This window comes from Streptomyces sp. NPDC030991 (assembly GCF_055571235.1).
This window is the reverse complement of the sequence record NZ_JBVIFR010000001.1, coordinates 694,938-717,959: the sequence shown is the minus strand read 5'-3', so window position 1 is coordinate 717,959 and position 23,022 is coordinate 694,938. Positions and strand designations below refer to the sequence as shown.

24 protein-coding genes, 1 tRNA gene and 2 pseudogenes are annotated in these 23,022 nt (G+C 70.3%); 21 read left to right on the top strand and 6 right to left on the bottom strand.

All coding sequences use genetic code 11. The annotated features are described in order from the left end of the window. Nucleotides 1–52: 52 nt before the first annotated feature. The 8 genes from tdh (at nt 53) to ACZ45E_RS03365 (ending at nt 7,308) form a co-directional block, all read left to right on the top strand. Entirely contained in the window at nt 53–1,081 is a 1,029-nt protein-coding gene (tdh, locus tag ACZ45E_RS03400) for an L-threonine 3-dehydrogenase (RefSeq protein WP_468215830.1), read from the top strand. A 28-nt stretch (nt 1,082–1,109) separates the two neighbouring features. Beyond that, nucleotides 1,110–2,300, top strand: a complete 1,191-nt coding sequence (locus ACZ45E_RS03395; protein ID WP_468215829.1) for a glycine C-acetyltransferase — start codon at nt 1,110–1,112, stop codon at nt 2,298–2,300. A gap of 22 nt (nt 2,301–2,322) precedes the next feature. After that, a complete protein-coding gene (locus ACZ45E_RS03390; RefSeq protein ID WP_468215826.1) occupies nt 2,323–3,225 on the top strand; it encodes a LysR family transcriptional regulator in 903 nt (300 codons plus the stop codon). A 71-nt stretch (nt 3,226–3,296) separates the two neighbouring features. Then, nucleotides 3,297–3,923 (top strand): helix-turn-helix domain-containing protein, encoded by a 627-nt coding sequence (locus ACZ45E_RS03385; protein WP_468215825.1) that lies wholly within the window; start codon nt 3,297–3,299, stop codon nt 3,921–3,923. Further along, entirely contained in the window at nt 3,920–4,474 is a 555-nt protein-coding gene (locus ACZ45E_RS03380; RefSeq protein ID WP_468215823.1) for a GNAT family N-acetyltransferase, read from the top strand. The genes ACZ45E_RS03385 and ACZ45E_RS03380 overlap by 4 nt, the downstream gene beginning before the upstream one ends. A gap of 71 nt (nt 4,475–4,545) precedes the next feature. Beyond that, entirely contained in the window at nt 4,546–5,496 is a 951-nt protein-coding gene (locus ACZ45E_RS03375; RefSeq protein ID WP_468215822.1) for an alpha/beta fold hydrolase, read from the top strand. Nucleotides 5,497–5,544: 48 nt separating this feature from the next. Continuing rightward, a complete protein-coding gene (locus ACZ45E_RS03370; RefSeq protein WP_468215821.1) occupies nt 5,545–5,940 on the top strand; it encodes an MmcQ/YjbR family DNA-binding protein in 396 nt (131 codons plus the stop codon). Between the two features lie 42 nt (nt 5,941–5,982). Continuing rightward, on the top strand, nt 5,983–7,308 hold the full coding sequence (locus ACZ45E_RS03365) for an MFS transporter (RefSeq protein WP_468215818.1): 1,326 nt from the start codon (nt 5,983–5,985) through the stop codon (nt 7,306–7,308). Here ACZ45E_RS03365 and ACZ45E_RS03360 read toward each other — a convergent pair. Both ACZ45E_RS03360 and ACZ45E_RS03355 read right to left on the bottom strand, forming a co-directional pair. After that, nucleotides 7,274–8,188: a transketolase family protein gene (locus tag ACZ45E_RS03360; protein ID WP_468215817.1), complete on the bottom strand. Its 915-nt coding sequence runs from the start codon at nt 8,186–8,188 to the stop codon at nt 7,274–7,276. The genes ACZ45E_RS03365 and ACZ45E_RS03360 overlap by 35 nt on opposite strands. A 105-nt stretch (nt 8,189–8,293) precedes the next feature. Beyond that, nucleotides 8,294–9,004 carry a transketolase gene (locus tag ACZ45E_RS03355; protein WP_468215815.1) on the bottom strand — a complete coding sequence of 237 codons (711 nt, stop codon included), beginning with the start codon at nt 9,002–9,004 and terminating at the stop codon, nt 8,294–8,296. 159 nt (nt 9,005–9,163) lie between these two features. Here ACZ45E_RS03355 and ACZ45E_RS03350 point away from each other — a divergent pair. From ACZ45E_RS03350 to ACZ45E_RS03310, 9 genes are all read left to right on the top strand, one after another. Continuing rightward, nucleotides 9,164–9,237, top strand: a tRNA-Pro gene (locus ACZ45E_RS03350). 1,936 nt (nt 9,238–11,173) lie between these two features. Beyond that, a complete protein-coding gene (locus tag ACZ45E_RS03345; protein ID WP_468215813.1) occupies nt 11,174–11,362 on the top strand; it encodes a tyrosine-type recombinase/integrase in 189 nt (62 codons plus the stop codon). 16 nt (nt 11,363–11,378) lie between these two features. Continuing rightward, nucleotides 11,379–11,729, top strand: a complete 351-nt coding sequence (locus ACZ45E_RS03340) for a helix-turn-helix domain-containing protein (RefSeq protein ID WP_468215811.1) — start codon at nt 11,379–11,381, stop codon at nt 11,727–11,729. Further along, nucleotides 11,726–12,859 (top strand): hypothetical protein, encoded by a 1,134-nt coding sequence (locus tag ACZ45E_RS03335; RefSeq protein WP_468215809.1) that lies wholly within the window; start codon nt 11,726–11,728, stop codon nt 12,857–12,859. The genes ACZ45E_RS03340 and ACZ45E_RS03335 overlap by 4 nt, the downstream gene beginning before the upstream one ends. Before the next feature lie 73 nt (nt 12,860–12,932). Further along, nucleotides 12,933–13,760: a site-specific integrase gene (locus ACZ45E_RS03330; protein WP_468215806.1), complete on the top strand. Its 828-nt coding sequence runs from the start codon at nt 12,933–12,935 to the stop codon at nt 13,758–13,760. Beyond that, a complete protein-coding gene (locus ACZ45E_RS03325) occupies nt 13,760–14,368 on the top strand; it encodes an AAA family ATPase (RefSeq protein ID WP_468215805.1) in 609 nt (202 codons plus the stop codon). The genes ACZ45E_RS03330 and ACZ45E_RS03325 overlap by 1 nt, the downstream gene beginning before the upstream one ends. Then, nucleotides 14,365–14,718, top strand: coding sequence for a hypothetical protein (locus ACZ45E_RS03320; RefSeq protein ID WP_468215803.1), 354 nt, complete (start codon nt 14,365–14,367; stop codon nt 14,716–14,718). Before ACZ45E_RS03325 ends, ACZ45E_RS03320 begins: the two co-directional genes overlap by 4 nt. Further along, nucleotides 14,718–14,957 carry a hypothetical protein gene (locus tag ACZ45E_RS03315; protein WP_468215801.1) on the top strand — a complete coding sequence of 80 codons (240 nt, stop codon included), beginning with the start codon at nt 14,718–14,720 and terminating at the stop codon, nt 14,955–14,957. The genes ACZ45E_RS03320 and ACZ45E_RS03315 overlap by 1 nt, the downstream gene beginning before the upstream one ends. Then, the gene (locus ACZ45E_RS03310; protein ID WP_468215798.1) at nt 14,954–15,178 is read left to right on the top strand and encodes a hypothetical protein; all 225 of its coding nucleotides are present in this window, start codon (nt 14,954–14,956) and stop codon (nt 15,176–15,178) included. The genes ACZ45E_RS03315 and ACZ45E_RS03310 overlap by 4 nt, the downstream gene beginning before the upstream one ends. Nucleotides 15,179–15,247: 69 nt before the next feature. Here ACZ45E_RS03310 and ACZ45E_RS03305 read toward each other — a convergent pair whose 3' ends face one another. Continuing rightward, the gene (locus ACZ45E_RS03305) at nt 15,248–15,880 is read right to left on the bottom strand and encodes a TetR/AcrR family transcriptional regulator (RefSeq protein WP_468215796.1); all 633 of its coding nucleotides are present in this window, start codon (nt 15,878–15,880) and stop codon (nt 15,248–15,250) included. Nucleotides 15,881–15,942: 62 nt separating this feature from the next. On the opposite strand from ACZ45E_RS03305, the gene ACZ45E_RS03300 reads away from it, so the two are divergent. Beyond that, a complete protein-coding gene (locus ACZ45E_RS03300) occupies nt 15,943–16,374 on the top strand; it encodes a hypothetical protein (protein ID WP_468215794.1) in 432 nt (143 codons plus the stop codon). A 138-nt stretch (nt 16,375–16,512) separates the two neighbouring features. Next, nucleotides 16,513–16,731, top strand: a pseudogene (locus ACZ45E_RS03295) (Tat pathway signal protein); the annotation flags it as partial. On the opposite strand, the pseudogene ACZ45E_RS03290 reads toward ACZ45E_RS03295, so the two are convergent. Further along, nucleotides 16,721–17,311, bottom strand: a pseudogene (locus ACZ45E_RS03290) (IS5 family transposase); the annotation flags it as partial. The pseudogenes ACZ45E_RS03295 and ACZ45E_RS03290 overlap by 11 nt on opposite strands. A 345-nt stretch (nt 17,312–17,656) precedes the next feature. Here ACZ45E_RS03290 and ACZ45E_RS03285 point away from each other — a divergent pair. Together ACZ45E_RS03285 and ACZ45E_RS03280 are read left to right on the top strand one after the other, a co-directional pair. After that, nucleotides 17,657–18,535 carry a class I SAM-dependent methyltransferase gene (locus ACZ45E_RS03285; RefSeq protein WP_468215792.1) on the top strand — a complete coding sequence of 293 codons (879 nt, stop codon included), beginning with the start codon at nt 17,657–17,659 and terminating at the stop codon, nt 18,533–18,535. A 45-nt stretch (nt 18,536–18,580) separates the two neighbouring features. After that, complete coding sequence (locus ACZ45E_RS03280; protein ID WP_468215791.1) at nt 18,581–21,073, top strand: helix-turn-helix transcriptional regulator; 2,493 nt, start codon at nt 18,581–18,583, stop codon at nt 21,071–21,073. 111 nt (nt 21,074–21,184) lie between these two features. Here ACZ45E_RS03280 and ACZ45E_RS03275 read toward each other — a convergent pair whose 3' ends face one another. Together ACZ45E_RS03275 and ACZ45E_RS03270 are read right to left on the bottom strand one after the other, a co-directional pair. Then, on the bottom strand, nt 21,185–21,454 hold the full coding sequence (locus ACZ45E_RS03275) for a phosphopantetheine-binding protein (protein WP_468215788.1): 270 nt from the start codon (nt 21,452–21,454) through the stop codon (nt 21,185–21,187). A gap of 95 nt (nt 21,455–21,549) precedes the next feature. After that, nucleotides 21,550–22,581 carry a ketoacyl-ACP synthase III family protein gene (locus ACZ45E_RS03270; protein ID WP_468215787.1) on the bottom strand — a complete coding sequence of 344 codons (1,032 nt, stop codon included), beginning with the start codon at nt 22,579–22,581 and terminating at the stop codon, nt 21,550–21,552. Between the last annotated feature and the right edge of the window lie 441 nt (nt 22,582–23,022).

Here is a 23,022-nt window from a genome sequence, read left to right as displayed (position 1 = left end):
GTACCCGGGCGGCTTCGCGCTGCCCGGGTGCGCCACGACAGGAGCCGAGCCGTTGAAGGCACTGGTCAAGGAGAAGGCCGAACCGGGACTGTGGCTGACGGACGTGCCCGAGCCGTCCATCGGCCCCGGTGACGTACTGATCAAGGTGCTCAGGACCGGGATCTGCGGCACCGACCTGCACATCCGCGACTGGGACGGCTGGGCGCGGTCGACGGTCACCGCGCCGCTCGTCGTCGGCCACGAGTTCGCCGGCGAGGTCGTCGGGACCGGCCGTGACGTCGCCGACATCGCGGTCGGTGACACGGTCAGCGGCGAGGGCCACCTCGTGTGCGGCAAGTGCCGCAACTGCCTCGCCGGACGGCGCCATCTGTGCCGCGCGACGGTCGGTCTCGGCGTGGGCCGCGACGGCGCGTTCGCCGAGTACGTCGCGCTGCCCGCGTCGAACGTGTGGGTGCACCGCGTCCCCGTCGACCTCGATGTGGCGGCGATCTTCGACCCGTTCGGCAACGCCGTGCACACCGCGCTCTCCTTCCCGCTCGTCGGCGAGGACGTCCTGATCACCGGCGCGGGACCGATCGGCCTGATGGCGGCCGCGGTCGCCAAGCACGCGGGCGCCCGGCACGTCGTGATCACCGACGTCAGCGAGGAGCGCCTGGAGCTGGCCCGCAAGGTCGGCGTCAGCCTCGCCCTGAACGTCGCCGACTCCACCATCGCCGACGGCCAGCGCACCCTCGGCCTGCGCGAGGGCTTCGACGTCGGCCTGGAGATGTCCGGCAACCCCGCCGCGATGCGCGACATGCTCGCCAACATGACCCACGGCGGAAAGATCGCCATGCTCGGCCTGCCGGCGCAGGAGTTCGCCGTCGACTGGGCCCGGATCGTCACCTCGATGATCACCCTCAAGGGCATCTACGGCCGCGAGATGTTCGAGACGTGGTACGCGATGTCGGTCCTCCTGGAAGGCGGCCTCGACCTCGCCCCGGTGATCACCGGCCGCTACGCGGCCACCGACTTCGACGCCGCCTTCGACGACGCGGCCAGCGGCCGCGGCGGCAAGGTCATCCTCGACTGGACCTCCTGAACTCCCCACGCTGACAAGGACTTTCGTCATGCTCGACAACGTACGCGAAGACCTCAGGACGACCCTCGACGAGATCGTCGCGGCCGGCCTGCACAAGCCCGAGCGGGTCATCGGCACCCCGCAGTCCGCCACGGTCGCCGTGACCGCGGGCGGCCGCCCCGGCGAGGTGCTGAACTTCTGCGCCAACAACTACCTCGGCCTCGCCGACCACCCCGAGGTGATCGCCGCAGGACACGCCGCCCTGGACCGCTGGGGCTACGGCATGGCCTCCGTCCGCTTCATCTGCGGGACGCAGGAGGTGCACAAGGAGCTGGAGGCGCGCCTGTCCGCGTTCCTCGGCCAGGAGGACACGATCCTCTACTCCTCCTGCTTCGACGCCAACGGCGGCGTCTTCGAGACCCTCCTCGGCCCCGAGGACGCGGTGATCTCCGACGCCCTCAACCACGCTTCGATCATCGACGGCATCCGGTTGTCCAAGGCCCGGCGCTTCCGCTACGCCAACCGCGACATGGCCGACCTCGAAGCCCAGCTCGACGCGGCCTCCGACGCCCGCAGGAAGCTGATCGTCACCGACGGCGTCTTCTCCATGGACGGGTACGTCGCGCCGCTCGCCGACATCTGCGACCTCGCCGAGCGCCACGGCGCGATGGTCATGGTCGACGACTCGCACGCCGTCGGCTTCGTCGGCCCCGGCGGCCGCGGCACCCCCGAGCTGCACGGCGTCATGGACCGCGTCGACATCATCACCGGCACCCTCGGCAAGGCCCTCGGCGGCGCGTCCGGCGGCTACGTGGCGGCCCGCGCCGAGATCGTCGCCCTGCTGCGCCAGCGCTCGCGCCCGTACCTGTTCTCCAACAGCCTCGCCCCGGTCATCGCCGGCGCCTCCCTGAAGGTCCTCGACCTCCTGGAATCCGCCGACGACCTGCGTGCACGCCTCACCGCGAACACCAAGCTGTTCCGGACGCGGATGACGGAAGAGGGCTTCGACGTCCTGCCCGGCGACCACGCGATCGCGCCGGTCATGATCGGCGACGCGTCGGTCGCGGGCCGCATGGCCGAGCTGCTCCTGGAGCGTGGCGTCTACGTGATCGGTTTCTCGTACCCGGTCGTGCCGCAGGGCCAGGCCCGCATCCGCGTCCAGCTCTCCGCCGCGCACTCGACCGAGGACGTGAACCGCGCCGTGGACGCCTTCGTGGCGGCCCGCGCGCAGCTGGGCTGACCGGTTTGGGACAATCGGCACCATGATCGAAGCGCGGCGGCTGCACATCCTCCGGGCGGTGGCCGACCACCGCACGGTGACGGCGGCTGCCGCCGCGCTGTACCTCACCCCCTCGGCGGTCTCCCAGCAGCTGACGGCCCTGGAGCAGGAGACGGGCCACAAGCTGGTCGAGCGCGGCGCCCGCGGGGTCCGGCTCACCCCGGCGGGCGAGATCCTGCTCACCCACACCAACGCCGTCCTGGCCCGGCTGGAGCGGGCCGAGGCGGAGCTGGCCGCCTACAGCACGGGCGAGGCGGGCACGGTGACGCTGGCCTCCTTCGCGACCGGGATCGGCCTGGTCGTCGGCCCTGCGCTGGCCCGGCTCGCCGCCACCGCGCCCGGCATCAGGGTCCGGGTCCAGGACGCCGAGGGCGACGCCAGTCTGCCGATGCTCCTCGACCGGCGGATCGACGTGGCGGTCGCCGTCGAGTACCGGGGCGCCCCGGGGGCCGACGACGACCGGATCACCCGGGTGGCGCTCTACGCGGAGCCGTTCGACGCGGTGCTGCCCGTCACGCACCGGCTCGCGGACGCCGGGCGGGTGCCGGTCGCCGACCTGGCGAAGGACACCTGGATCGGCCCCTACCCCGGCAACCCGTGCCACGACGTGGTCGTCCTCGCCTGCGAACACGCCGGATTCTCCCCGCAGTTCGAGCACTCGTCGGACGATTTCCGCGCGGTCGTCGCCCTCGCCTCGGCGGGCGCGGGCGTGGCTCTCGTCCCGCGCTCTGCGCTGGTCGGCATGGACCTGGCCGAGGTCGTCGTGCGCCCGATCGAGGGTGTCGCCCCCACGCGCAAGGTCTTCGCGGCGGTTCGGCACGGGGCGGAGGCGCATCCGCTGATCCGGCCCGTCCTGGACGCGCTGGGGGAGGCGGCCGAGGGCTGACCCCGGCGGCCACAGGGGCGGTGGCGGGCCCCGTCACCGCCCTGTTTCATATCCGGGATATCGTGCCGAATATGAGACGCGAGAGAGATGTGCCCCCGCCCCTCCCCGGCGCCGTCCCGGCCACCGCCGTCGACACCGAACTCGACCCCGTCGACGCCCGACTCGGCGCCCGCCTCGCCGAGCTGCGGTCCGAACACGGCTGGTCGCTCGGTGAGTTGGCGGACCGCAGCGGAGTGAGCCGGTCCACGCTGTCCCGGGCCGAGCGGGCCGAGATCAGCCCGACCGCCGCACTCCTCAACCGGCTGTGCGCCGTCTACGGGCGCACCATGTCGCAACTGCTCAGCGAGGTCGAGTCCGCCCCGGCCCAGGTCGTCCGCGCCGCCGAGCAGCCCGTGTGGCGCGACGACACGAGCGGCTTCGTCCGCCGCTCGGTGTCCCCGCCGCTCGCGGGGCTGCGCGCCGAAATGGTCGAGGGGCACCTCGAACCGTACGCCGACATCGCCTACGACCAGCCGCCTGTCCCCGGCCTCGAACAGCACATCTGGGTGCTCGACGGCCGCCTCGACCTGACCGTGCAGGGCGTCACGCACACCCTCGCCACCGGGGACTGCCTGCGTTTTCGCGTCTGGGGCCCCACGCACTTCCACTGCCCGGGCCCGGAAGCCGTGCGCTACGCGCTGGTGGTGGTCCTCCCGTGACCCTCGCCGTGGAACGTCTGACGGCCACTCAGCTCCTGTCCCGTGCCGACGCGTTGGGGGAGCTCCTTGCCGACGTCGTAAAAGGCGGCAGCTCCCTCGGCTTCCTGCACGGGCTCACCCCGCGAGCCGCTTCCGACTGGTGGCGTGCGCTCACCCCCGCCGTGGAGCGCGGCGCCCTCGCCGTCTGGGCCGCCCTCGACGAGCCCTCGGGCCGCTGCCTCGGCACGGTCTCCCTCGCCTTCAACGGAAAACCCAACGGCCGTCACCGGGCCGAGGTGGTCAAGCTGATGGTGCACGACTCCGCGCGCGGCAAGGGCCTCGGCCGCGCCCTCCTCACCACCGCGGAACAGGCCGCCGCCGACGCGGGCATCACCCTCCTCGTCCTGGACACCGAGACCGGCAGCCCGGCCGAGACCCTGTACCGGAGCGCCGGCTGGACCGAGGCGGGCGTCATCCCCGACTACGCGGCCGACCCCGCCGGGACCCTGCGGCCCACGACGCTGTTCCACAAGTACCCCGGGCGGACTCTCCTGGCCGGTCGGCAGGCATGAGCGGGGACGGGGCAGGGGAGGTGGGGAGGTGCGGAGCACCCGCACGCCACCTACGTACAGGAGCCGCCCCCATGACCGACCCCGCGTACACCACCAGCGTGCTGACCACCGGCGACGGCGCGGCCGTGGCCACGTACACCTGGCTGCCCGAAGGCGGCAGGCCCCGCGCGTTCGTGCAGATCGCCCACGGCGCGGCCGAGCACGGACTGCGCTACGAGCGGTTCGCCCGGCACCTCACCGGACACGGCTACGGCGTGATCGCCTCCGACCACCGGGGCCACGGCGCCACCGCCGCGACCACCGGCGGCTTCGGCGTCACCGACGACGCGGAGCCCGGCACGGTCGACGCCTGGATCGCGATCGTCGAGGACCTCAAGGCCATCGGCGACCAGGCACGCGCCCTCCATCCGAACGTCCCCTTCGTCCTGCTGGGCCACAGCCTCGGCTCGCTGCTCGCGCGCGACTACGTCCAGCGGCACCCGGACGACCTGGTGGGCCTGATCCTCTCCGGTACGTTCCGCTCGCTGCCCGGCGCCGACAACGAGGGCGCGCTCGCGGCCCTGGAGGCGGAGATCGCCCGCTCCGGCCGGGCCGCCCCCTCCTCCTTCGTCCCCGATCTGTTCGCCTCGTTCAACGACCCGTACCCGCACCGCACCGGCTTCGAATGGCTCTCGCGGGACGAGGCCGAGGTCGACGCGTACGTGGCCGACGAACGCTGCGGCTTCCCCTTCTCCACCGGCCTCACCCTGGACTTCGTCCGGGCCGTGCGCCGCGTCAACGACCCGGCGAACCTCGCCCGCGTCCCCGCCGACCTGCCGATCCACGTCGCCGCCGGCACCGAGGACCCCTGCAACCAGCGCATGACCCTCGTCCACGAACTCCTGGAGGACTTCCGGTACGCCGGTGTCGACGACCTGACGTGGCGCGGTTACGAGGGCGCCCGCCACGAGATCCTCAACGAGACCAACCGCGACGAGGTGCAGGCGGACCTCACGGCCTGGCTGGACAAGCGCGTGCCGTGACCGGCCCGTCGGCCGTCGTTGTCAGTGCCGCTGGCTACGGTTCCTCCCATGCCGGACGCCGAGGATGTACGCACCATCGCCCTGTCCCTGCCCGAGACGACGGAGAAGACCGCCTGGAGCATGCCGACCTTCCGGGTCGCGGGGAAGATGTTCGCCACGCTGCCCGAGGAGGAGACGTCGATCGCCGTGCGCTGCCCCAAGGAGGAGCGCGACGAACTGGTCCTGGCCGAGCCGGAGAAGTTCTGGATCGCGGACCACGAGGCGTCCTTCGCCTGGGTCCGCGCCCGGCTCGCCGCACTCGACGACACCGACGAACTGCGCGCCGTCCTCACCGACTCCTGGCGCCAGGCGGCCCCGCCCCGACTCCTCGACGCCCACCCGGAAGCGGGCCCGCGAACGGCGGACCGAAACTCCGTAGGAACCGGCCGGGGGCGCGTGGCATGATCCGCCCGTAGGGGCGGGAGCGGCGGGAGGAGCCGGGCGGGCATGGGCGGGGACGGCACGGAAAGCGATGATCCGGGGGGCGTCGACCACGCGCCCCGGCCGGGCGGCATCTGGTCGCGGGACTTCGGCCTCTTCTTCACGGCACGCGCCGTCGCCAAGCTCGGCGACACCATGCTGCCCGTCGCCCTCGCCGCGGGACTGCTCCAGTACGGGTACGGCGCGGGCGCCGTCGGTCTCGCGATGGCCGCGTCCGTCGCCTGCTTCGCCGGACTCGTCATATTCGGCGGGGTCTTCGCGGACCGCTTCAGCACCCGGTGGCTGATGATCGGCGCCGACGCCACACGCCTGCTGTCGCAGTCCCTCGCCGCCGTCATCTTCTTCACCGGCCACGTCGTGCTCTGGCAGATCTGTGTCATCGGCGCCGTCAACGGCGCGGCGTCCGCGCTCTTCCAGCCCGGCGTCGCCAGCACCGTGCCCCGCCTCGCCGACGACGTACAAGCCGCGAACGGCGCGATCCGCGTCGCCGAGTCCGGCTCACAGCTCGCGGGCCCCGCCGTCGCCGGCCTGCTCGTCGCGTTCGCCTCGCCGGGCCTGGTCTTCGCCGCGCACGCGGGCACGTACGCCCTGAGCGCCCTCTGTCTGCTCCTCCTGCGACTGCCGCCCGCGGCGCCCGACAGCGAGCCCGTGAACAACGGCTTCCGCAAGGACCTCGTCCAGGGCTGGCGCGAGTTCCGCTCCAGGACCTGGCTGTGGGGCGTCATCGCCATCTGGTGCGTCCTGATGATCGGCGCGTCCGGCCCGGCCGTCCCGCTGATCGCCACCCAGGTCACCCTGGAACACGGCCCGCGCGCCTACGGCCTGGTCAACTCGGCGCTCGGCGCGGGGACCGTGGTCGGCGGCCTGATCGCCCTGCGCCTGCGGCCCCGCCGCATGCTCCGCGCCGGCTCCCTCGCCCTGTTCGCCTTCGCCCTGTACCCCGCCGCCGTCGGGGCGGGCCTCGGCGTGCCCGGCATGATGGCGGGCTGCGCGATCGCCGGCGCGGGCATGTCGTTCTGGGGCGTGATGTGGGCGACGAGCGTCCAGACGCAGGTGCCCCGCGATGTCCTCAACCGCATCCACGCCTACGACGTCGCCGGCTCCCTCGCCATGGCCCCCGTAGGCCAGGCGCTCGCCGGCCCCGCGGCCTCCGCGTTCGGCACCCATCACGTCCTCCTCATCGGCGGCGCCGTCACCGTCGCCTGCGCCGCCGCCCTCCTCGCGGTCCCCGCCGTCCGTGGCCTCGTCCGGGCGGACACGCCGGCCGTCCGCTCCCTGCCCGCGCCGAGGGCAGGCTCTAAGCGGCAACCGGCGCGCCCAGGAACCCGCTGATCCGCTCCCGCAGCGACGCCGCGTCCAGCCCGTGCGCGGCGACGTGCTCCTCGACGCTCCCGTAACGCCGCAGCTCCCGCCGGCCCACCCCGAGCCCGAGCACCCGGTGCGGGAGAGCGGCGAGCGCGTCGTTCGCGGCGGCCGTCGACGTACCCGCCAGGTACGGCTCGACGAGAACGACGTCCGCGGCGTCGCCCGCGCCCGCGGCCCGGCGCAGCGTCCCGGAGTCGAAGGGCCGCAACGTCGACGCGTAGAGCACGGTGACATCGAGCCCCGCCGTCGCGGCCAGCACATTGTCGAGCAGCGGCCCGACGGCGACCACGACGCCCCCGCGCCCCTCCCGCACCGTCAGCAGACGCGCCCCGTCCACCGCGAGCGCCTCCCGGTTGGACTGCACGGACAACCGGACGTACACCCGCTCGTCACCCGCCCCGACCGCGTGCCGAAGCAGCGCCTCCGCCTCGTCGGGGTGGCCCGGCACGTGCACGGACCAGCCGTCGAGCGTGTCGAGCAGCGCCACGTCACCGGGCGCCATGTGGGTGAAACCACCGGCGGACACGTCGTACGACCCGCCGGCGCTCACCAGCACCCCGCCCAGGTCCTGATGCCCGAAGTCCAGCTTGACCTGCTCGAAGGGCCGCTCCACGAGGAAGCTCGCGAAGCTGTGCAGCACGGGCCGCAGCCCGGCGAGCGCGAGCCCCGCCCCGGCCCCGACGAGCAGCTGCTCCCTGATCCCGACGTTGATCACCCGGTTCGGGTGGCGGTGCGCGGCCCGGGCGAACGGCGCCAGACCGATCTCGGCGAGCACGACGGCGACTCGGGGATCCTCGTCGAGCAGCTGGGAGACGACGGGGGCGAAACGGTCACGCATGGTGTCCATGGCGGCTCTTTCCGGTAGGTACGGAATGTTGCGAACGGGCGGGGAAGGCAGGCAGGCAGGCAGGGAGTGGTGGGCGGAGTGCCCCCCGGCGCGGACGGGGAGCCGTCACGAGAGCTTCGGCTCGACCCGCGCGACGACCACGTGCGCCCGCCCCGGATGCGGCGCGGTGAACGCCTCGTACAGCGCGGCGTGATCCCGCCCGTCCACGGTCACGGTCGACCACCCGGCCGCGTCGAATCGGGCCGCGATGCCGCCGGCCCTGCCGTAGGTGGCGGACAGGTTGTCGACCACGACGGTGTGCAGCCGCTCGACGCCGGCGGCTCCGGCGAACGCGATGGCCTCGTGATTGCTGCCCTCGTCGAGCTCGGCGTCCCCGACCAGGACCCAGACGGCGGCCTCGTCGAGCCCCTGGGCACGCAGCCCGAGCGCCGTGCCCACCGCGATCGGCAACCCGTGCCCGAGCGACCCGCTGCCGATCTCCGCGCCGGGCACGAGCACCCGGTCCGGATGGTGCCCGAGCCGCGACGCGTACTCCCCGAACCCGCCCAGCCACTCGACCGGCACGAACCCCTTCGCGGCGAGCACCGCGTAGTAGGCCATCGGCCCGTGCCCCTTGGAGAGCAGGAACCGGTCGCGCCCCGGCGCGTCCACACTCTCCGGTGTGACCCGGAGCACCTGGTCGTAGAGCACCCACAACACGTCGAGGGTGGAGGTGGCGGCGGGCCCGTGCTTCTCGTCCCCGGTCATCAGGCTCATCAGGCGGGGCAGGTCCGCGTATCCGTGGGCGCGCCGTGGCGTTTGCGCTGTCGTCGTCATGCAGGCAGCGTGCAACCTCAAGTTTGGTTGAGGTCAAGACGGCCCTGCCGGAAGTCGCCGGAAGCCGCCGACGACTGAAAGGGATGCGCGACCACGGCCCGGAGTGCGGTATGGTTTCCGTGCACGTTCGGCCAGGGGAAAGCCCAGGTCAGCGGGTATCGGGACGTGGCGCAGCTTGGTAGCGCACTTGACTGGGGGTCAAGGGGTCGCAGGTTCAAATCCTGTCGTCCCGACAGTTCGAACGTATCGAACGTCGCAGGTGAAGGGCCGTTTTCGAACGGCCCTTTTTCTGTTGCTCCCATGCGCTTGGCGGGAGCGGGGGGAGTGGGAGCGGGCTCCCGGTTTCCCCTTGTCTGTTTGCTCCCACTCGGGGCGACGCACATATGCGATTTTTTGCGCGCATGTTCACATCCGTGCCCGATGCGGTTTGGCGCGCTGGGTGGACGGAGGCGGCTGCTCGTGCCCTGGGTTTTGGCGGCACTGGAGGAGGCGCAGGGCGTGTGGTGGGCGCGGCCGCCGCAGCACGAGTTGAGGTGTGGGACTGCAGTCCGCGGCGATGCGCAAGGAAGCTGCGCGCGCGTGAGACGTGAGAATGGTGAGCCGGTACGACGTGAAGAGAGGTCTCCGTTGGCCCGTCTCCCGCCACCGTCGACAGTGAGCCACCAGAACGCCATGCCATGGAGGCGGGAAGCTCGGATGCATCGTCGACCTCTTGGCGGCGCCGCCGAGCGTAGAACTGCTGTTTCGCCGGGTAGATGCGCGTTGTCGCTGCGGGGTTGAGTGAGCCTGGTGTGCGACAGGTGCAGGGCAGGGGAAGCAGCCCGTCGGCTCGCCGCTGCGCAGTTATGAGAATTCCACGTCGCCAGCGAGAAGGTGCTGGCGCCTGTCGTCGTCACGCACCCTGGATTGCGTCTACGAAAGCGATGTCAGAACCTACAGAACCTCCGATTACGCTGCGGACGTGACTGAGCACGGGGATCTGACGCTGCAGAGGCTCGACCAAGAAATCTTGGCTGCGTACGGCTGGCCGCCGTTCGGTGGCGCGTTCGATATCAGGACGGAGTGGCCCGATGCCGTTCCGACCAAGCGAGGGGTCTACGTCTTCCTGGATGCCGGAGGCGAGGGCATTACCTACCCCATCGGAACGTCGTCGGTCGTCTACTTCGGCAAGGCCGAACAGCAGCGGGGGGTGCGGGGCGGGTCAGCTACCACAGGGGAAGGATCAAGAGCGGTCCTAGCTGTATTGATCAGGGGTGGTGCATCAGCAGAAGGTGGCCCTGGCGGGGGCGGCTCGTATGGAGCTCGTCTCCGGGGTGGTCCAGTTGCGCCCCGAGGACGCGATGTTCGACGCGATGCTGAGGGGTTAGGGGGCTCAGCAGAAGTCGCGAGGGCTGAAGGACGAGACGATCGCCCCGCGGGAACGGCTGATCCGCCGCTTCCTCGAGTTCGCGAACGAGTACCCGTGGCAGTGGACGCCGGCCCACCTGGACGAGTGGTCGGTCACCCTGACGAGCGAGAAGCATCTGTCGCCGTCCACGATCCGCAGCTATCAGGGCACGGTTCGACTGTTCACCGGCCTCCTCGTCGACGCCCGATATGGCTGGGGTCCAGCATGTGATGAAGCGTTCGGAACCTTTCCGGTGGCGATCTGTCATGAGTGGAATACCCTCCCTCACCTGCAGGATCACGAAGGCAGCCCGGAGGCAAGGCCCTTCTCCAGGGAAGAGCTGCAGCGGTTCCTCGACTATGCCGACGACCAGGTCGCACGCGCTGTGAAGTCGAAGCGCAAGGGCGCCCTCGCCGCCTACCGAGACGCCACGCTCCTCAAGGTCATCTACGGTTGGGGACTTCGCCGGACCGAGACGTCCAAGCTCGATGTGGTCGACTTCGGACGGAACCCGCAGGCCCGACAGTTCGGCCGGTACGGCACGCTCAACGTCCGTTACGGCAAGGCCAAGAAGGGCCAGCAGCCGCGGCGGCGGAACGGGCTGTCGGTGATGGACTGGGCCGTCGAGGCAGTCGCCGACTACGTCGGGAATGTCCGCCCCCACTTCGGGTTTCCCGACCACCCGGCCCTGTGGATGACCGAGCACGGAGGCCGCCTTCAGCCCGGGTCGATCAACGACCGTTTCGAGGCATACGAGGGATGCCCTGGGGCTGCACAAAGAGTTGACCCCGCACGGACTTCGTCATTCGTACGTCACGCATCTGACCGAGGACGGAGTCGACCGGCGGTTCATCCAGCAGCAGGTCGGCCACGAGTGCGACAGCTCCCTGGCCATCTATACGCACGTCAGCGACGACTTCATGAACACTTCCCTGCACAAGGCACTGGCCCCGGCTTTCGCCGGCGCCTGACAGGAGGGATCCGGCGATGGCCGCCAAGCTCGACTACCACTGGCACCTGCGCAAAGTCATGGCCGACCGCGGGATGTTCTCCACCACCGACCTGATCCCTCCGCTCGCCGAACGCGGCATCAGCCTGTCCTCGAGCCAGGTCTACCGGCTCGTCGTCGAGCGACCGGAGCGACTGAGCCTGAAGATCCTCATGGCCCTGCTCGACATCCTCGACTGCACCATGGACGACCTCATCGAGCCCATCGCGGCGGCCGGGGCCGTGAAGAAGCCGAAGAAGACAGCTGCCGGCGGATCGACACTCACTACGGAGGGACTCGGCGGACTGCGGCCAAAGCGGGCCCGGATCAGGGGTGTTGGCCAACCATGACCACAGCGGACCATCTCGACCGCACCGTCGCGGACCCGATTGGCCTGATCGCAGACCTCGTCGCCGACGTCGAGAACGATCTCGACAGCGAGACCATCCGGACCGTGGTCACCGCGGTCGCGGGCGGTCGCGCGAAATCACGGCAGCTGGCCAAGGCCCTGACGATCCGGCCCGCCGTCCTGACTGACGGCCGGTCTCCGGTACCCCGGGCCGTCGGCGATCTGCTCATCGAGCTCCGCAAGGCCGGAGCCTCGGCGATCGCACCGCCAGTCTGCGTCGAGTGCGGCAAGAAACTGCGAACCCTCCAACGCAAGGGCCACGACTGGTATTGCGGAGTCTGCGGACAGGAAACCGCCCAGTGCTCGACCTGCGGCAACGTCCGACGCGTCGGCTTCCGGGCCCGCAAGGGCCTGCCTCGCTGTTCGATGTGTCCCGACCACGACGACCGTGATCCCGTCACAGTCGTCCACGAACTGATCACCGCGATCGCCCCGGGCGCCAACCGTGACGCGGTCGCCGAGGCCCTCCGCCGGACGGCACCCCACCGTCCCCACTATCGCCAGCGAGTGGTCTGGGTCCTGGAGGACAACCCCCGGCTGCTGACCGGGGAGGGCTACCTTGCACCGCACCGCGCCATCCTGAAGTTACTCGACCTGCTGCACGAGGCCGGTGTTGCCGGGATCGTCCGGCCCGCCTGTCCCCGCTGCCACCGGGCGGTCCGCATCGACAAGCCGCTCGACGGGCAGCGGGTCTGCCGCAACTGCATCGCCAAGTCCCGCATTGAAGAATGCGTACGCACCGCCGACGGTCCCCCTCTGCCCCAACTGCTGCCCGCTGCCCGTCCTGGTCTGCTCGATCTGCGGCCGCACGGCACCCGGCACACTCTCGAAACTCACCGGCCTGCCCCGTTGCCGCAGCTGCTTCCAACGACAAGCTCACTGCACCGTCTGCGGACGACTCCGCGGCCTCCACTCCGGCACCGCCGACGCGCCCATCTGCCCGTGCACGAAGCCGGATGCCGAGCTCTGGCGCCCCTGTCCCACCTGCGGCCAAGCCGAACGTCTGCACGCGCCGGGCCCGTGTCCTCGCTGCACGCTCAAGCAGCGGCTTCACGAGCTCTTTGCCGATGACACCGGCTCCATATCGGCGAGGCTGCAACCGCTCTACGACACCCTGGCCAGCACTGAACGGGCCCGCACCGCGATGAGCTGGCTCTCCAAGGGCATCGTCTCCACAGTCCTGTCCGATCTCGGGTCCGGGCGACGTCCCCTCAGCCACGAGGCCCTGGACGAACTCTGGCTCGAAGGCCAGAACTTGACCCTTGCCACCTGCCGACAGGCCGACCTCGAACGCTGGACGATCAGCGACGACGCCCGTCTTCGCCAGGAGGCAGGCCACTTCGTGCGCTGGGCCCTGGCCCAGAAGATCGCCCGCGATCTCACCTTCCCGGCCGAGCGATGGAACGGCCCCTCCCAGCCGATGGACGACGAGGCCCGCTGGGCCACCGCCCGACGTCTACTGAACGACGACACCCTCAAGCCCGAAGACCGCCTCGCCGGCCTGCTGTTGCTCCTCTATGCCCAGTGGCCCGCTGCAATCTCCCGACTCACCGTCGACCACATCGAGGAGACGGATGGGGCGGTCCGCATCCATCTCGGCGCCGTCCCGGTCGAGCTTCCCGCTCCCGTCGCTGAACTGGCCCTCCGGCAAGTCGAGGTTCGCCGCAGCCATGCCGTCCTCGCCCGGACGGATTCGCCCTGGCTCTTCCCCGGCGGCCAGCCCGGCCGCCCGATCAGCGCCTGGGCCATGGGCGAACGACTCCGCAAACTCGGCATCCGACTCGCGGAAGCACGCTCAACTACGTTGTTCCAGCTCGCCACCGAGCTGCCCGCTGCGGTTCTCGCCCGCACCCTCGGCATCGACATCGCAGTCGCCGTCAAATGGCAGCGCGCCGCCGCCGGCGACTGGGCCGCCTACGCCGCCGACGTCGCCAACCGCCGTCCGCAACCACCCCGTTCAGAAGGGCCATGATGACCAGCAGTCCGAAGGCATCGTCGAACGCGGACGAGCACGACAGTCCCGAATTCCCGCAGCTCGAACAGGCGCTCATCCTCATCACCGGCATCCAGGCTTCCGGGAAATCGACGGTCGCGCAGGCACTGGCCGAACGGCTGCCGCACTCCGTGCACGTGCGCGGTGACCAGTTTCGCCGCATGGTGGTCAACGGCCGCGCCGACATGACCTCCGCCCCCAGTGACGAAGCCATCCGCCAGTTGCGGCTCCGTCACCAGCTGACCGCGCATACCAGCGACGACTACTTCCGAGCCGGCTTCACCGTGATCGCACAAGACGTCATCCTCGGCGAGCACCTCGCCCAGACCGTCGCGCAGATCCACAGCCGCCCGCTGCTGGTCGTCGTCCTCGCGCCGGAACCCGACACGGTCCTGGAGCGCGAGGCCGTCAGAACCAAGAACGCCTACGACACGCTGACCGTCCACATGCTCGACAAGGTCCTCCGCGAGGAGACCGCACACCTTGGCCTCTGGATCGACACCTCGTTCCAGACTCCCGCCGAAACTGTGGACGAGATCCTTGCCCGCGCCTGGACCGAGGCCCGCATCGGGGAGCGAACAGCTTGATCCAGCAGGCATTCCGGGAGTTCCAATACCCGACTGCACCATTACGCGTCAACCAGGAACGACGGCGCGAAGCCGTCGACCGCGTCACAGCCCTTCAGTTCGACCGGAACGGCACCCGCGTCTGGCGCAAGGCCCAGGGCCTGCTCGACTCCGAACACGTGCGACGGGCCATCGGAGAGGTCGCCACGGCCTACGGCATCTGCCTGGAACCCCACAACGTCGCGGCCGGCGGACACAGCTGCCCGCTCCGCTTCCACTGTGTCGGCTGTGACCACTTCCGCACCGACGTCTCCTACCTTCCCGACCTGGAGCGATACCTCGATGACCTGCTCCGCGGCCGAGACGGCTGATGTCGGCCTTCGAGGCCGACGGCTGGGCCCGCAGTGAAGCGGCGCCCTCCGAGGAAGAGATCCGCCGGGTCCGCCGCCTGATCAACCGGGTCAAGGCCGACCTCGACGACCTCTCACCCGAGGAACGCTCCCAGATCGAGGAAGCCGTCGCGGTGGTACGCCGCAGCCGCACCGTCATGCTCGGCATGCCGCGCATCGCCCAGCCCATGCCCGACGTCCGCCCCTGGAGACTCCCGTGAGCCACACCATGCGAGACGGCCGGCAGGCCAACTCCGAGCGCCGCCGCCAGCGGGTGGCCACAGCGCTCAGGAACGCCGCGAAGAACGGCACCCCGATCAGCGTCTCGGCCATCGCCCGGCAAGCAGGGGCTTCCTCTACCGCCATCGCGACCTCCTCGAAATCGTCCACGCCGCCGAACTCGAACCGGCAGCCCAGGACCCGGCCGCGGCGCCGCCGGTGAGCAGGGCCTCGCTCCAGGTCGACCTCGCCAACGCCCAGACCCGCAACACCCGCCTCGCCGCCCGCTGAATCACAGAGCGGCGTCGGCATCCTGTTCGATGAGGGTCGCGGTGGATGCCAGGGCGCAGGCGGTGTCGGCGAAGTACTGCTCGTCGGCACCAGGGGCGAGGCCGAGGATGACGCCCTGCGTGAGACCAACGAACAGTGCCCTGAGCGCGGTAACCAGACGTTGCGCCTGATGCGAGGTCACGACTTTCCCGTTGTGCGATCGGCCGGTGAACAACGCGATCAGGTGGCTCTCCTGTGTCCGGACGGACGTGGCAAGCTGGGAACCGAACTCAGGGTCGTGCAGAGCCATGTCCAGCAGGGTGATCTGCAGCGACAGGGCAGAGGTCGCGGTTGGGGCGTCACAGTTGCGCCGGTAGTACAGAGCGAAGGCTTCAACTGCTTCCAGGAGATCCATTTCTGTGGGAATCGCCTGCTCGATCTCTTCATAGTGCGGCCGCAGGTAGTCGGTGACCAAGGCGGCCACCAGGCCGCCCTTGCTGCCGAACAGTGAGTAGACAGCGCCGGTCGTCAGGCCGGCCTGCTCGGCGATCTCGTCAAGCCTGGCGCGGTGCCCATCCCGGGAGACGACTTGGAAGGCAGCATCCAGCAGGGCGCGGCGGTTGCGTTCCTTGGTCTCCGCTCTCGTCACTCTCATAATTCCATTATTCTAGTAACGAAGTTACGGGAGTAGGCCGCAGGCATCAGGGAGGAACACTCATGACGCAGGCCCAGGCTGCGACACCGTCAGCGACGCGCCGCTTGGCGGGGATCATCGCCGACGGTGTCTTCAAGGCGTTGCTCGGTGCCGCCTACTTGATTGGCGCTTCCTGGCTTGGCGATCTGCTGGGCGTGTCCGCCTGGTTGATGGTCGTGTCCGGAGTCGCCCTGCTGATCGGCGGCGGGATCGAGATCAAATTTGCGCATAGCCGCCCAATCCGCACCTACATGCGGCTCATGGTCGCCTACGACAGTGGCTGGGTGCTGACGGCACTTGTCGGCTTACTGATGGGACAGCAGGACGGCAGGGCCGGGGGTGAGTTGTGGATCGGGTACCAGGCAGCCGCTCCCCTTGTGTTTGCCGCGCTGTTGCTGATTGCCAGCCCCGTGCCACCAGTCTCAGACACCCGCACAGAGGACTCCAAACACTGACACCGAACCTCTGGCTGCCGACTCGGCAATCCCGTCGGGGGACTCGGCAGCGGCGCCACACCTGTTGCGCACGATAGTGTCGATCACACCGGTGCTGAGCTGCACAAAGTGGTCTCCACTCGCCTCGCGCCACATGGTCACCCCCCAGAGAAGGCGGCCGACGGCGACCGCCCCGGTACTCTTGCGGCGATCAGCCGGGCGGAACGCGACCTGTCCCGCGCTGACACCGCAGAGGCACCCACCCGCGTCGGCTTCTTCCGGGAAGCCTTCCTCGCCCACGAGACAGCTTGCGCCCTGCGCGACATAGGGCAGCGCCGCGACGCGGAAAACCACTTCAAGCGAAGCGCAGGGCGTCGGGTCGTCGGCGGGGCCGGCCGGGGCGGCCTGCGACGGGTGGGATGCCGTCGACCAGGGCGAGGGTCTGGGTGACGTCGTTGACGTTGGCCGCGGTCGTGATGAATTTGAGCGGGGGTGCCGCGTCCATCGCAGATCAGGTGGTGCTTGCTGCCCGTCTTCCGTCGGTCGACCGGCGACGGACCGGTGTCGGCGCCCCCTATTTCGCGCGGATGTGGGAACCGTCCACACACGCACGGGACCAGTCGAGTTCACCGGCCGCGTTCAGCTCCGCGAGCAGGACCCGATACAACTGGTCGAAGACACCTGCCTCCTGCCACCGGTCCAGCCGGCGCCAGCAGGTCTGTCCCGACCCGAACCCCAACTCCAGGGGCAGGAGTTGCCAGGCTATGTCGTTGTAGAGGACGAACAGGATGCCCTGGAGGCAGAGCCGGTCCGACACCGGCCTCGGCCCCGGAGACCGCTCCGGCCACGGTGGCAGCAACGGCTCGATCAACGCCCACAACTCATCGTCCACGATCCACGGTCGAGTACCCACACCCTCACGAACGGCCGAATCATCACACCGATAACGGCCTACCAGGACGATTCAGCAAGATCGTGTTACGAGCTCTCAGCAGAATGCGCATGGATGTCCCCCTACGGTACGTAGACCTCTCTTCGCATCATAGTGATGATGAGTCAGGGGACATCTATAGAAGGAAGGACGTTCCGTGACGACAGGGGGTTCGGCCAACCGCGCCCGACCGTCGTGCGACACCGCGATGAAGGAGCGATAAATTCCGGATGGGTGCGGATGGCATAACGGTTCGTTATACGGGAGAGTATGGCTCGCTATTGGACGTGTTGGCCGGGCCGTGTTCACATGAGCCTGCCAATGCGATGGGCGGCCGGCGTGACGGGCCAGATCAATTCCGGGAGAATCTTCATGGGAACCGTTGAGAACACCGAAGAGATGTACAAAATCTTCAACAAGACGGCCAAGACCTACGACCAGAGTGGCGTGGATTTCTTCCGGCCCATCGGGCGTCGGCTCGTCGAGTTCTCAGGTATTTCCGCCGGTGCGTCCGTACTGGATATCGGCGCCGGTCGCGGTGCCGCACTGTTCCCCGCCGCCGCCGTGGCCGGTGAGAGCGGCGAGGTCGTCGGGATCGACATCTCCGAGGAGATGATCAAGTACACGCGGCAGGACGCGGAGGAACTCGGTCTGCGGCAGATCAGCCTGCACGTCATGAACGGCCAGCGACCCGAGTTCGAAGCCGGCCGGTTCGACGCGGTGATCGGCAGCTGCAGCCTCTTCATATGGGTCAAGAGCGCCGACGACGTGCGCCCCTACCTGGAGTTGCTGCGCGAGGGTGGCCGGTTCGCGACGGCCGCGCCGTCGTTCTTCTCCACGGCGCGCGGCAAGTGGGCGCTCTTCCCGGAGGTCGTCAACGAGCTGCTGATGCCGTACATGCTGCAGTCGCTGAGGGAGAACGGCGCGTACGACTCCCAGTTCGCGAACGCCGGTGCGAACTGGCTCATCACGGCCGAGTCGATCGAGAAGACCCTCGCGGAGGCCGGATTCACCGACATCGAGGTGATCGAGGAGGAACTGCCGGTCGTCGTGGAGTCCGGCGAGCAGTGGGTCGAATTCACGTACACCACCGGAATGCGTGGAATGTGGGAGCGTATCGAGGAGGGTGAGCGACGCGAACTCATCTCCGAGGTTTCCCGGCTTCTCGACACCTTGCGGGACGAGAACGGGGTCATTTCTGTTCCCGTGCCGATCGTCTACATACGCGCTTCCGCTCCGAAGGCCGCCTGAGACCGGGCCTTCCGGGAATTCGTTCGGCATTGCACCGGGGGAGAAGTGGCAGAGGTGGTCGAAGGTGACTGGCCCGTCACCGAGAGGGAGACGGAACTCGCGGAGATCAAGGAGTGGGCCGCGGCGGGGGTCGGCGCACTCCTCGTGGGCGAGCAGGGGGTGGGGAAGACCACCCTCCTGAACGCCGCGTTGCAGCAACTCGAACGCGGCGGGGCCCGGGTCGTGCGCGGCGACGCCGTGCACGACCACTTCCACGGGTGGGCCCAGCCGCGGGCCGCGCGTCGCCGCGTCGTCCTGGCTCTCGACGGCGTGCAGGGCGCCGATCCGGCGACGCTGGGCCCGGCCTGCCGACTGGCCGACACCGGACGGGCGTTGCTGCTGGCCACCGCTCAGCCCGGCGCCGCTCTGCCCAACGAACTGCGGCGCCTGCTCATCGGCAAGCGTGTACGAAGGCTCGCCGTGGACACCCTGAGCCGGTCGGGCGTCGTCCGGGTGCTCGCCTCCCGCCTGGGCGGGCCGGTGGCCGTCGCCACCGCGGAGCGGTTCTGGGAACTCACCCGCGGCAACGCCCTGATCCTGCGCGAACTCGCGGACCAGGCCCTCGCCGAGGGCGCCCTGCGCCAGGTGGGCGGCCGGTGGCAGTGGCCCGGTCTGTCGGCCGTGCCCGACAGTCGGCTGGCCGACCTGGCGGCTTTGCTTCTCGGCGACCTCGATCCGGCCGAGCGCGAACTGGTCAACATGCTGGCGCTCGCCGGGCCGTTGGAGGCCGGGCTGTCGGTCGTCGACGCACGGGCGGAGGCGGCGGAGTCGCTGAACCGCCGGGGCGTCATCGTGGCCGAACGCTCCCGGTTCCGGCTCTCGCTGCGGCTCGCGCACCCCTTCTGCGCGGCCGTGGTCGGCGCGACCCTGCCGGAACTGACGGCGCGCCGCCTGCGGCAGGAGATCGCCGACGCGATCCGGAGCACCGGCGCCCGCCGCCACGACGACGCCGCCCGCATCGTCGGGCTCCGGCTGGGAACGGGACCGCTGCCCGAGCCCGCGCAGCTGAGCCGGGCCGTCGTCGGGGCACTGCGCGCCGAGGACCACCGGCTCGCGGAGCGGCTCTGCCGCGCCGCGATCGCCGCCCGCGTCACCACGGTCGGCATCGGCATGGAGGTGGCCCTCGGGCAGGCCCTGGCCGGCCAGGGCCGTCACGTCGAGGCAGAGGCCTGCTTCGCGCGGGCGCCCTCCTCCGGCGCGGTACCGCGTCCCCGGGCCCTCAACATGAGCCTCGGTCTGGGACGGCTCGCCGAAGCGGAGGCCGTCGCCACGACCGACAGCGGAGTGCGAGCCGTCGTGCGGCTGCTGAAGGACCGGATGGGGGAGGCCCGGCAGCTGGCCGAGGCGGCCGGCGACGCGGAGCCCCTGGTCGCTCTGCTGCACCACCAGGCGGGCGATGACGCGGCCGCGCTGGCGGTGCTGTCCGGCGCCCGGGCCAGCCTGGCCGCCCGCGACGAGACCGCACGCTGCGACCACCTCTATGTCACCGGATGCGTCACCGCGCGTGCCAGGGGCCTGACCGAGGCGGCGACGGTGCTGGCGGAGCTGCGCGAGCAGGCCGGGGACGGCGGTCCGCGTACGCGGATGTACGCCCGCCTGCTGGAGGCGCGGCTGCTGCGCGCGGCGGGGCGCGGGGCCGAGGCGGTCGGGCCGTTGCGGCAGGCCGCCGCGTACGGCGGGACCGTCGACTGGCTCAGCACGCGCTCGGTCCGGCTGGCCCGGCTCGCCGGTGCGGTGGCCGAGTCGGGCGATGCCGTGGAGGCGGTCTCGCTGCTGGAGGAGGCCAGGAAGGCGCGACGGGACGAAGGCGCGTACCCGCTGATGGCGGACGCCGTGGAACTGGAGGGGGCGCTGGTGACGGTCTGCCTCGACCACCGCGAGGCCGCGGCGGACCAGGCCTTCGAGGTCGCCGAACGGGCTTCGGCCGCCGGGCGGTTCACCCAGGCGCTCCGCGCGCTGCACTTGGCGGCCCGGGCGGGAGCGGCGCCCCGGGCGGGCATGATCGCAGCGCTCCCGGCACGGATGGCGGACGATGTCGTGCTGCGGCACGTCAGGGCGCTCGCGGAGAACGACGGCGAGGCCCTGTGGAACGTCTCCCGCCGGTTCGACGCCCTGGGGGCGCCGCTGCTCGCGGCGGAGGCGGTCGCGCAGGCCGAGCGGGCGTATCAGGCGTCCGGCGACCGCCGCGCGGCCCGGGCCGCCCACGCCGCGAGCGTGGAGCTGGTGGCCCGGTGCGGTGCGGCGCCGCCCGCGTGGGCCGTACCCGCCGACCGCCGGGACGCCGACGCCCGTACGGAACTCACCGCCAGGGAGCGGGAGATCGTGACCCTCGCCGTGTCCCAGCTGTCCAACCAGGAGATCGCCGACCGGCTGGTGCTGTCCGTACGCACCGTGGAGAACCATCTCTACCGCGCGTACGGAAAGCTGGGCGTCACCACGAGGACGGAACTCGCTCCCGTCCTGGGCCTGGGCACCGCTCAGGTCAGACGCATCGCTTGAGGCCTCGCCCGAGGGACGGCCGACGGGTGCGCCGGGCGCGAGCGGAGAGCCGGGTGCGCCCGGCGGGCCGCTGGGTGTCGCCCGGCCCGCCCGGCGTCGTACCGGAACCGGTCAGGTCTCGGGCTTGGCCAATTCCTGCGTGATCCGCTCGTTCCAGGCGGCGAACGTCGGCGTGCCGGTCAGCTCCCCGAAGGCCACGGCCAGGCCCGCGCGACGCCACTTGGTGACCAGCCGCATCATCTGCAGGGATTCGAGTCCCAGGTGGATGAGGTTCGCGTGGTCGTCGATCTCGGACGGGCCGACGCCGATCAGGTCGGCCAGTGCCGCGCGCAGCTCCTCGCCCGTGAGAGGGGTGGTGTCCGGTGCGGTGCGGTCGGTCATGGTGGTGTGGTCGTCCTTTCCGGCCTGACGGTGTGGGGCACAGCGGGAGTTTTTCGAGGACAAGGGGGCCTGCGGGCGGCCCCCTGCCCAGTGGGTCATGTGCCGGACTCGGCGACGATCTCCAGGATCGCCACGCCGGCCTCGAAACCGGGGCTGCCGGTGAACAGCATCACCTTGTCGCCCGGGCCGACCTGGCCGGTGTGCCACAGGTGCTCCAGGCCGATGAACACGTCGGCGGCGCTGATGTGGCCGACCTTGCTGGTGTGCTCCCAGATGCCGCTGTCGAGGTCGAACCCGATCGGGTCGAGGAACTGATCGCGCAGCGCGTCGAGCGTGGCGCTCGGGTGGCAGACCCGCTTAATGTCGGCCGCGGTGATGCCGGCATCCTCCAGGGCCTCGTCGAGGGCCTTCTGCAGGACCTCGCCGGGGTGCTCCATGGGGGGCGTGTTGCCCTTGGCCCACTCCTCCATCCAGAACTTGACGCGGGCCTCGTAGTCCAGCTCGCGGCCGACGGTCACGGCCGGCGGGAAGATCGGCTCGCTGCCGCGGTGCAGGGCCTCCATGCCGGGGGCGGAGTACGTACCGATGGACAGCAGCTTGGCGATGCCCCCGGTGCGCGAGACGACCGCGGCTGCGGCGCCGTCACCGAAGATGGAGAGGCGGGACGTGGTCCACCGGTCGACCAGCGGCGTGGAGTAGTTATCCGCCGCGGTGAGCAGAACCGCCGTCTTGCGCGCGTCGCAGGCGAGCCGGTGCGCGGAAATGGCGAGGGCGGAGAGCATTCCCTGACAACCCTGCTTTATTTCCAGCGCCGTTATGGGCGTGTTCAGGGTGTTGGTGAGAACGTAATGGGCGGGGGACCAGCCGTCGGGGCCCTGGTGATAGGCGGAGCTGTGGAACAGCGCGCCGAATTCGGCGGCCTCGACGCCGGAGCATTCGATCGCCTCCTTCGCGGCCGTCACGGCCATCTCGGGAGCCGACAGCGAATCGGAGATCGCGACGGACTCCAGTCCTGAAGCCTCTCGGACATCCGCGCCGTACCAGCCGGACTGCACGGCCTGCTCCGTTGTCACGAGGCTCGGCACGAAGGTGCCGAGGCCCGCGAGATAGACGTCGCCAAACTTCATCGCGGTTCCCTTCCGACGCCTATCCAGGGGATGCGGCGTGGCCTGATATGTGCTTCGTCGCGTCCCAGACCACCACGGTGGCCGGTCCGGCGCCTGAGTACTGGCTACTCAGATCGCGAGCGGCGGGCGAACCTCCACAAATGCGGGGCGCGAATCCGGTTTTGGAAGGAGGTCGAGCGGATCACTCCGGCACACCGTGTAAGTGGCCGGAAGTATTCGGCGGTGACCGTGAGAGGCGAGGTCGGGAAGGGCGATCCGTCGTCTCAGGGGGCGATTCCGCGCCATGATCCGGGACGGCCGACGGGCGTGCCGGACGGCGAATGCCCGGCGATCGGCGGGGGCTTTATTGGCGCTTTAGCGCACGGTAACGCTGTTGACGGGTCGTCATCCACCGATGTGTAGGATGGCGCGGTCTTGGCGTTCGCGACCCTGCCCGGCGGG

Bases quoted from the DNA above. Each gene is read 5' to 3' on its own strand.
- ACZ45E_RS03395 (WP_468215829.1), top strand. From the start codon at position 1,110: ATGCTCGACAACGTACGCGAAGACCTCAGGACGACCCTCGACGAGATC.
- ACZ45E_RS03390 (WP_468215826.1), top strand. From the start codon at position 2,323: ATGATCGAAGCGCGGCGGCTGCACATCCTCCGGGCGGTGGCCGACCAC.
- ACZ45E_RS03385 (WP_468215825.1), top strand. From the start codon at position 3,297: ATGAGACGCGAGAGAGATGTGCCCCCGCCCCTCCCCGGCGCCGTCCCG.
- ACZ45E_RS03375 (WP_468215822.1), top strand. From the start codon at position 4,546: ATGACCGACCCCGCGTACACCACCAGCGTGCTGACCACCGGCGACGGC.
- ACZ45E_RS03370 (WP_468215821.1), top strand. From the start codon at position 5,545: ATGCCGGACGCCGAGGATGTACGCACCATCGCCCTGTCCCTGCCCGAG.
- ACZ45E_RS03365 (WP_468215818.1), top strand. From the start codon at position 5,983: ATGGGCGGGGACGGCACGGAAAGCGATGATCCGGGGGGCGTCGACCAC.
- ACZ45E_RS03360 (WP_468215817.1), bottom strand. From the start codon at position 8,188: ATGGACACCATGCGTGACCGTTTCGCCCCCGTCGTCTCCCAGCTGCTC.
- ACZ45E_RS03355 (WP_468215815.1), bottom strand. From the start codon at position 9,004: ATGACGACGACAGCGCAAACGCCACGGCGCGCCCACGGATACGCGGAC.
- ACZ45E_RS03340 (WP_468215811.1), top strand. From the start codon at position 11,379: ATGGCCGCCAAGCTCGACTACCACTGGCACCTGCGCAAAGTCATGGCC.
- ACZ45E_RS03335 (WP_468215809.1), top strand. From the start codon at position 11,726: ATGACCACAGCGGACCATCTCGACCGCACCGTCGCGGACCCGATTGGC.
- ACZ45E_RS03330 (WP_468215806.1), top strand. From the start codon at position 12,933: ATGAGCTGGCTCTCCAAGGGCATCGTCTCCACAGTCCTGTCCGATCTC.
- ACZ45E_RS03325 (WP_468215805.1), top strand. From the start codon at position 13,760: ATGACCAGCAGTCCGAAGGCATCGTCGAACGCGGACGAGCACGACAGT.
- ACZ45E_RS03315 (WP_468215801.1), top strand. From the start codon at position 14,718: ATGTCGGCCTTCGAGGCCGACGGCTGGGCCCGCAGTGAAGCGGCGCCC.
- ACZ45E_RS03305 (WP_468215796.1), bottom strand. From the start codon at position 15,880: ATGAGAGTGACGAGAGCGGAGACCAAGGAACGCAACCGCCGCGCCCTG.
- ACZ45E_RS03300 (WP_468215794.1), top strand. From the start codon at position 15,943: ATGACGCAGGCCCAGGCTGCGACACCGTCAGCGACGCGCCGCTTGGCG.
- ACZ45E_RS03285 (WP_468215792.1), top strand. From the start codon at position 17,657: ATGGGAACCGTTGAGAACACCGAAGAGATGTACAAAATCTTCAACAAG.
- ACZ45E_RS03275 (WP_468215788.1), bottom strand. From the start codon at position 21,454: ATGACCGACCGCACCGCACCGGACACCACCCCTCTCACGGGCGAGGAG.
- ACZ45E_RS03270 (WP_468215787.1), bottom strand. From the start codon at position 22,581: ATGAAGTTTGGCGACGTCTATCTCGCGGGCCTCGGCACCTTCGTGCCG.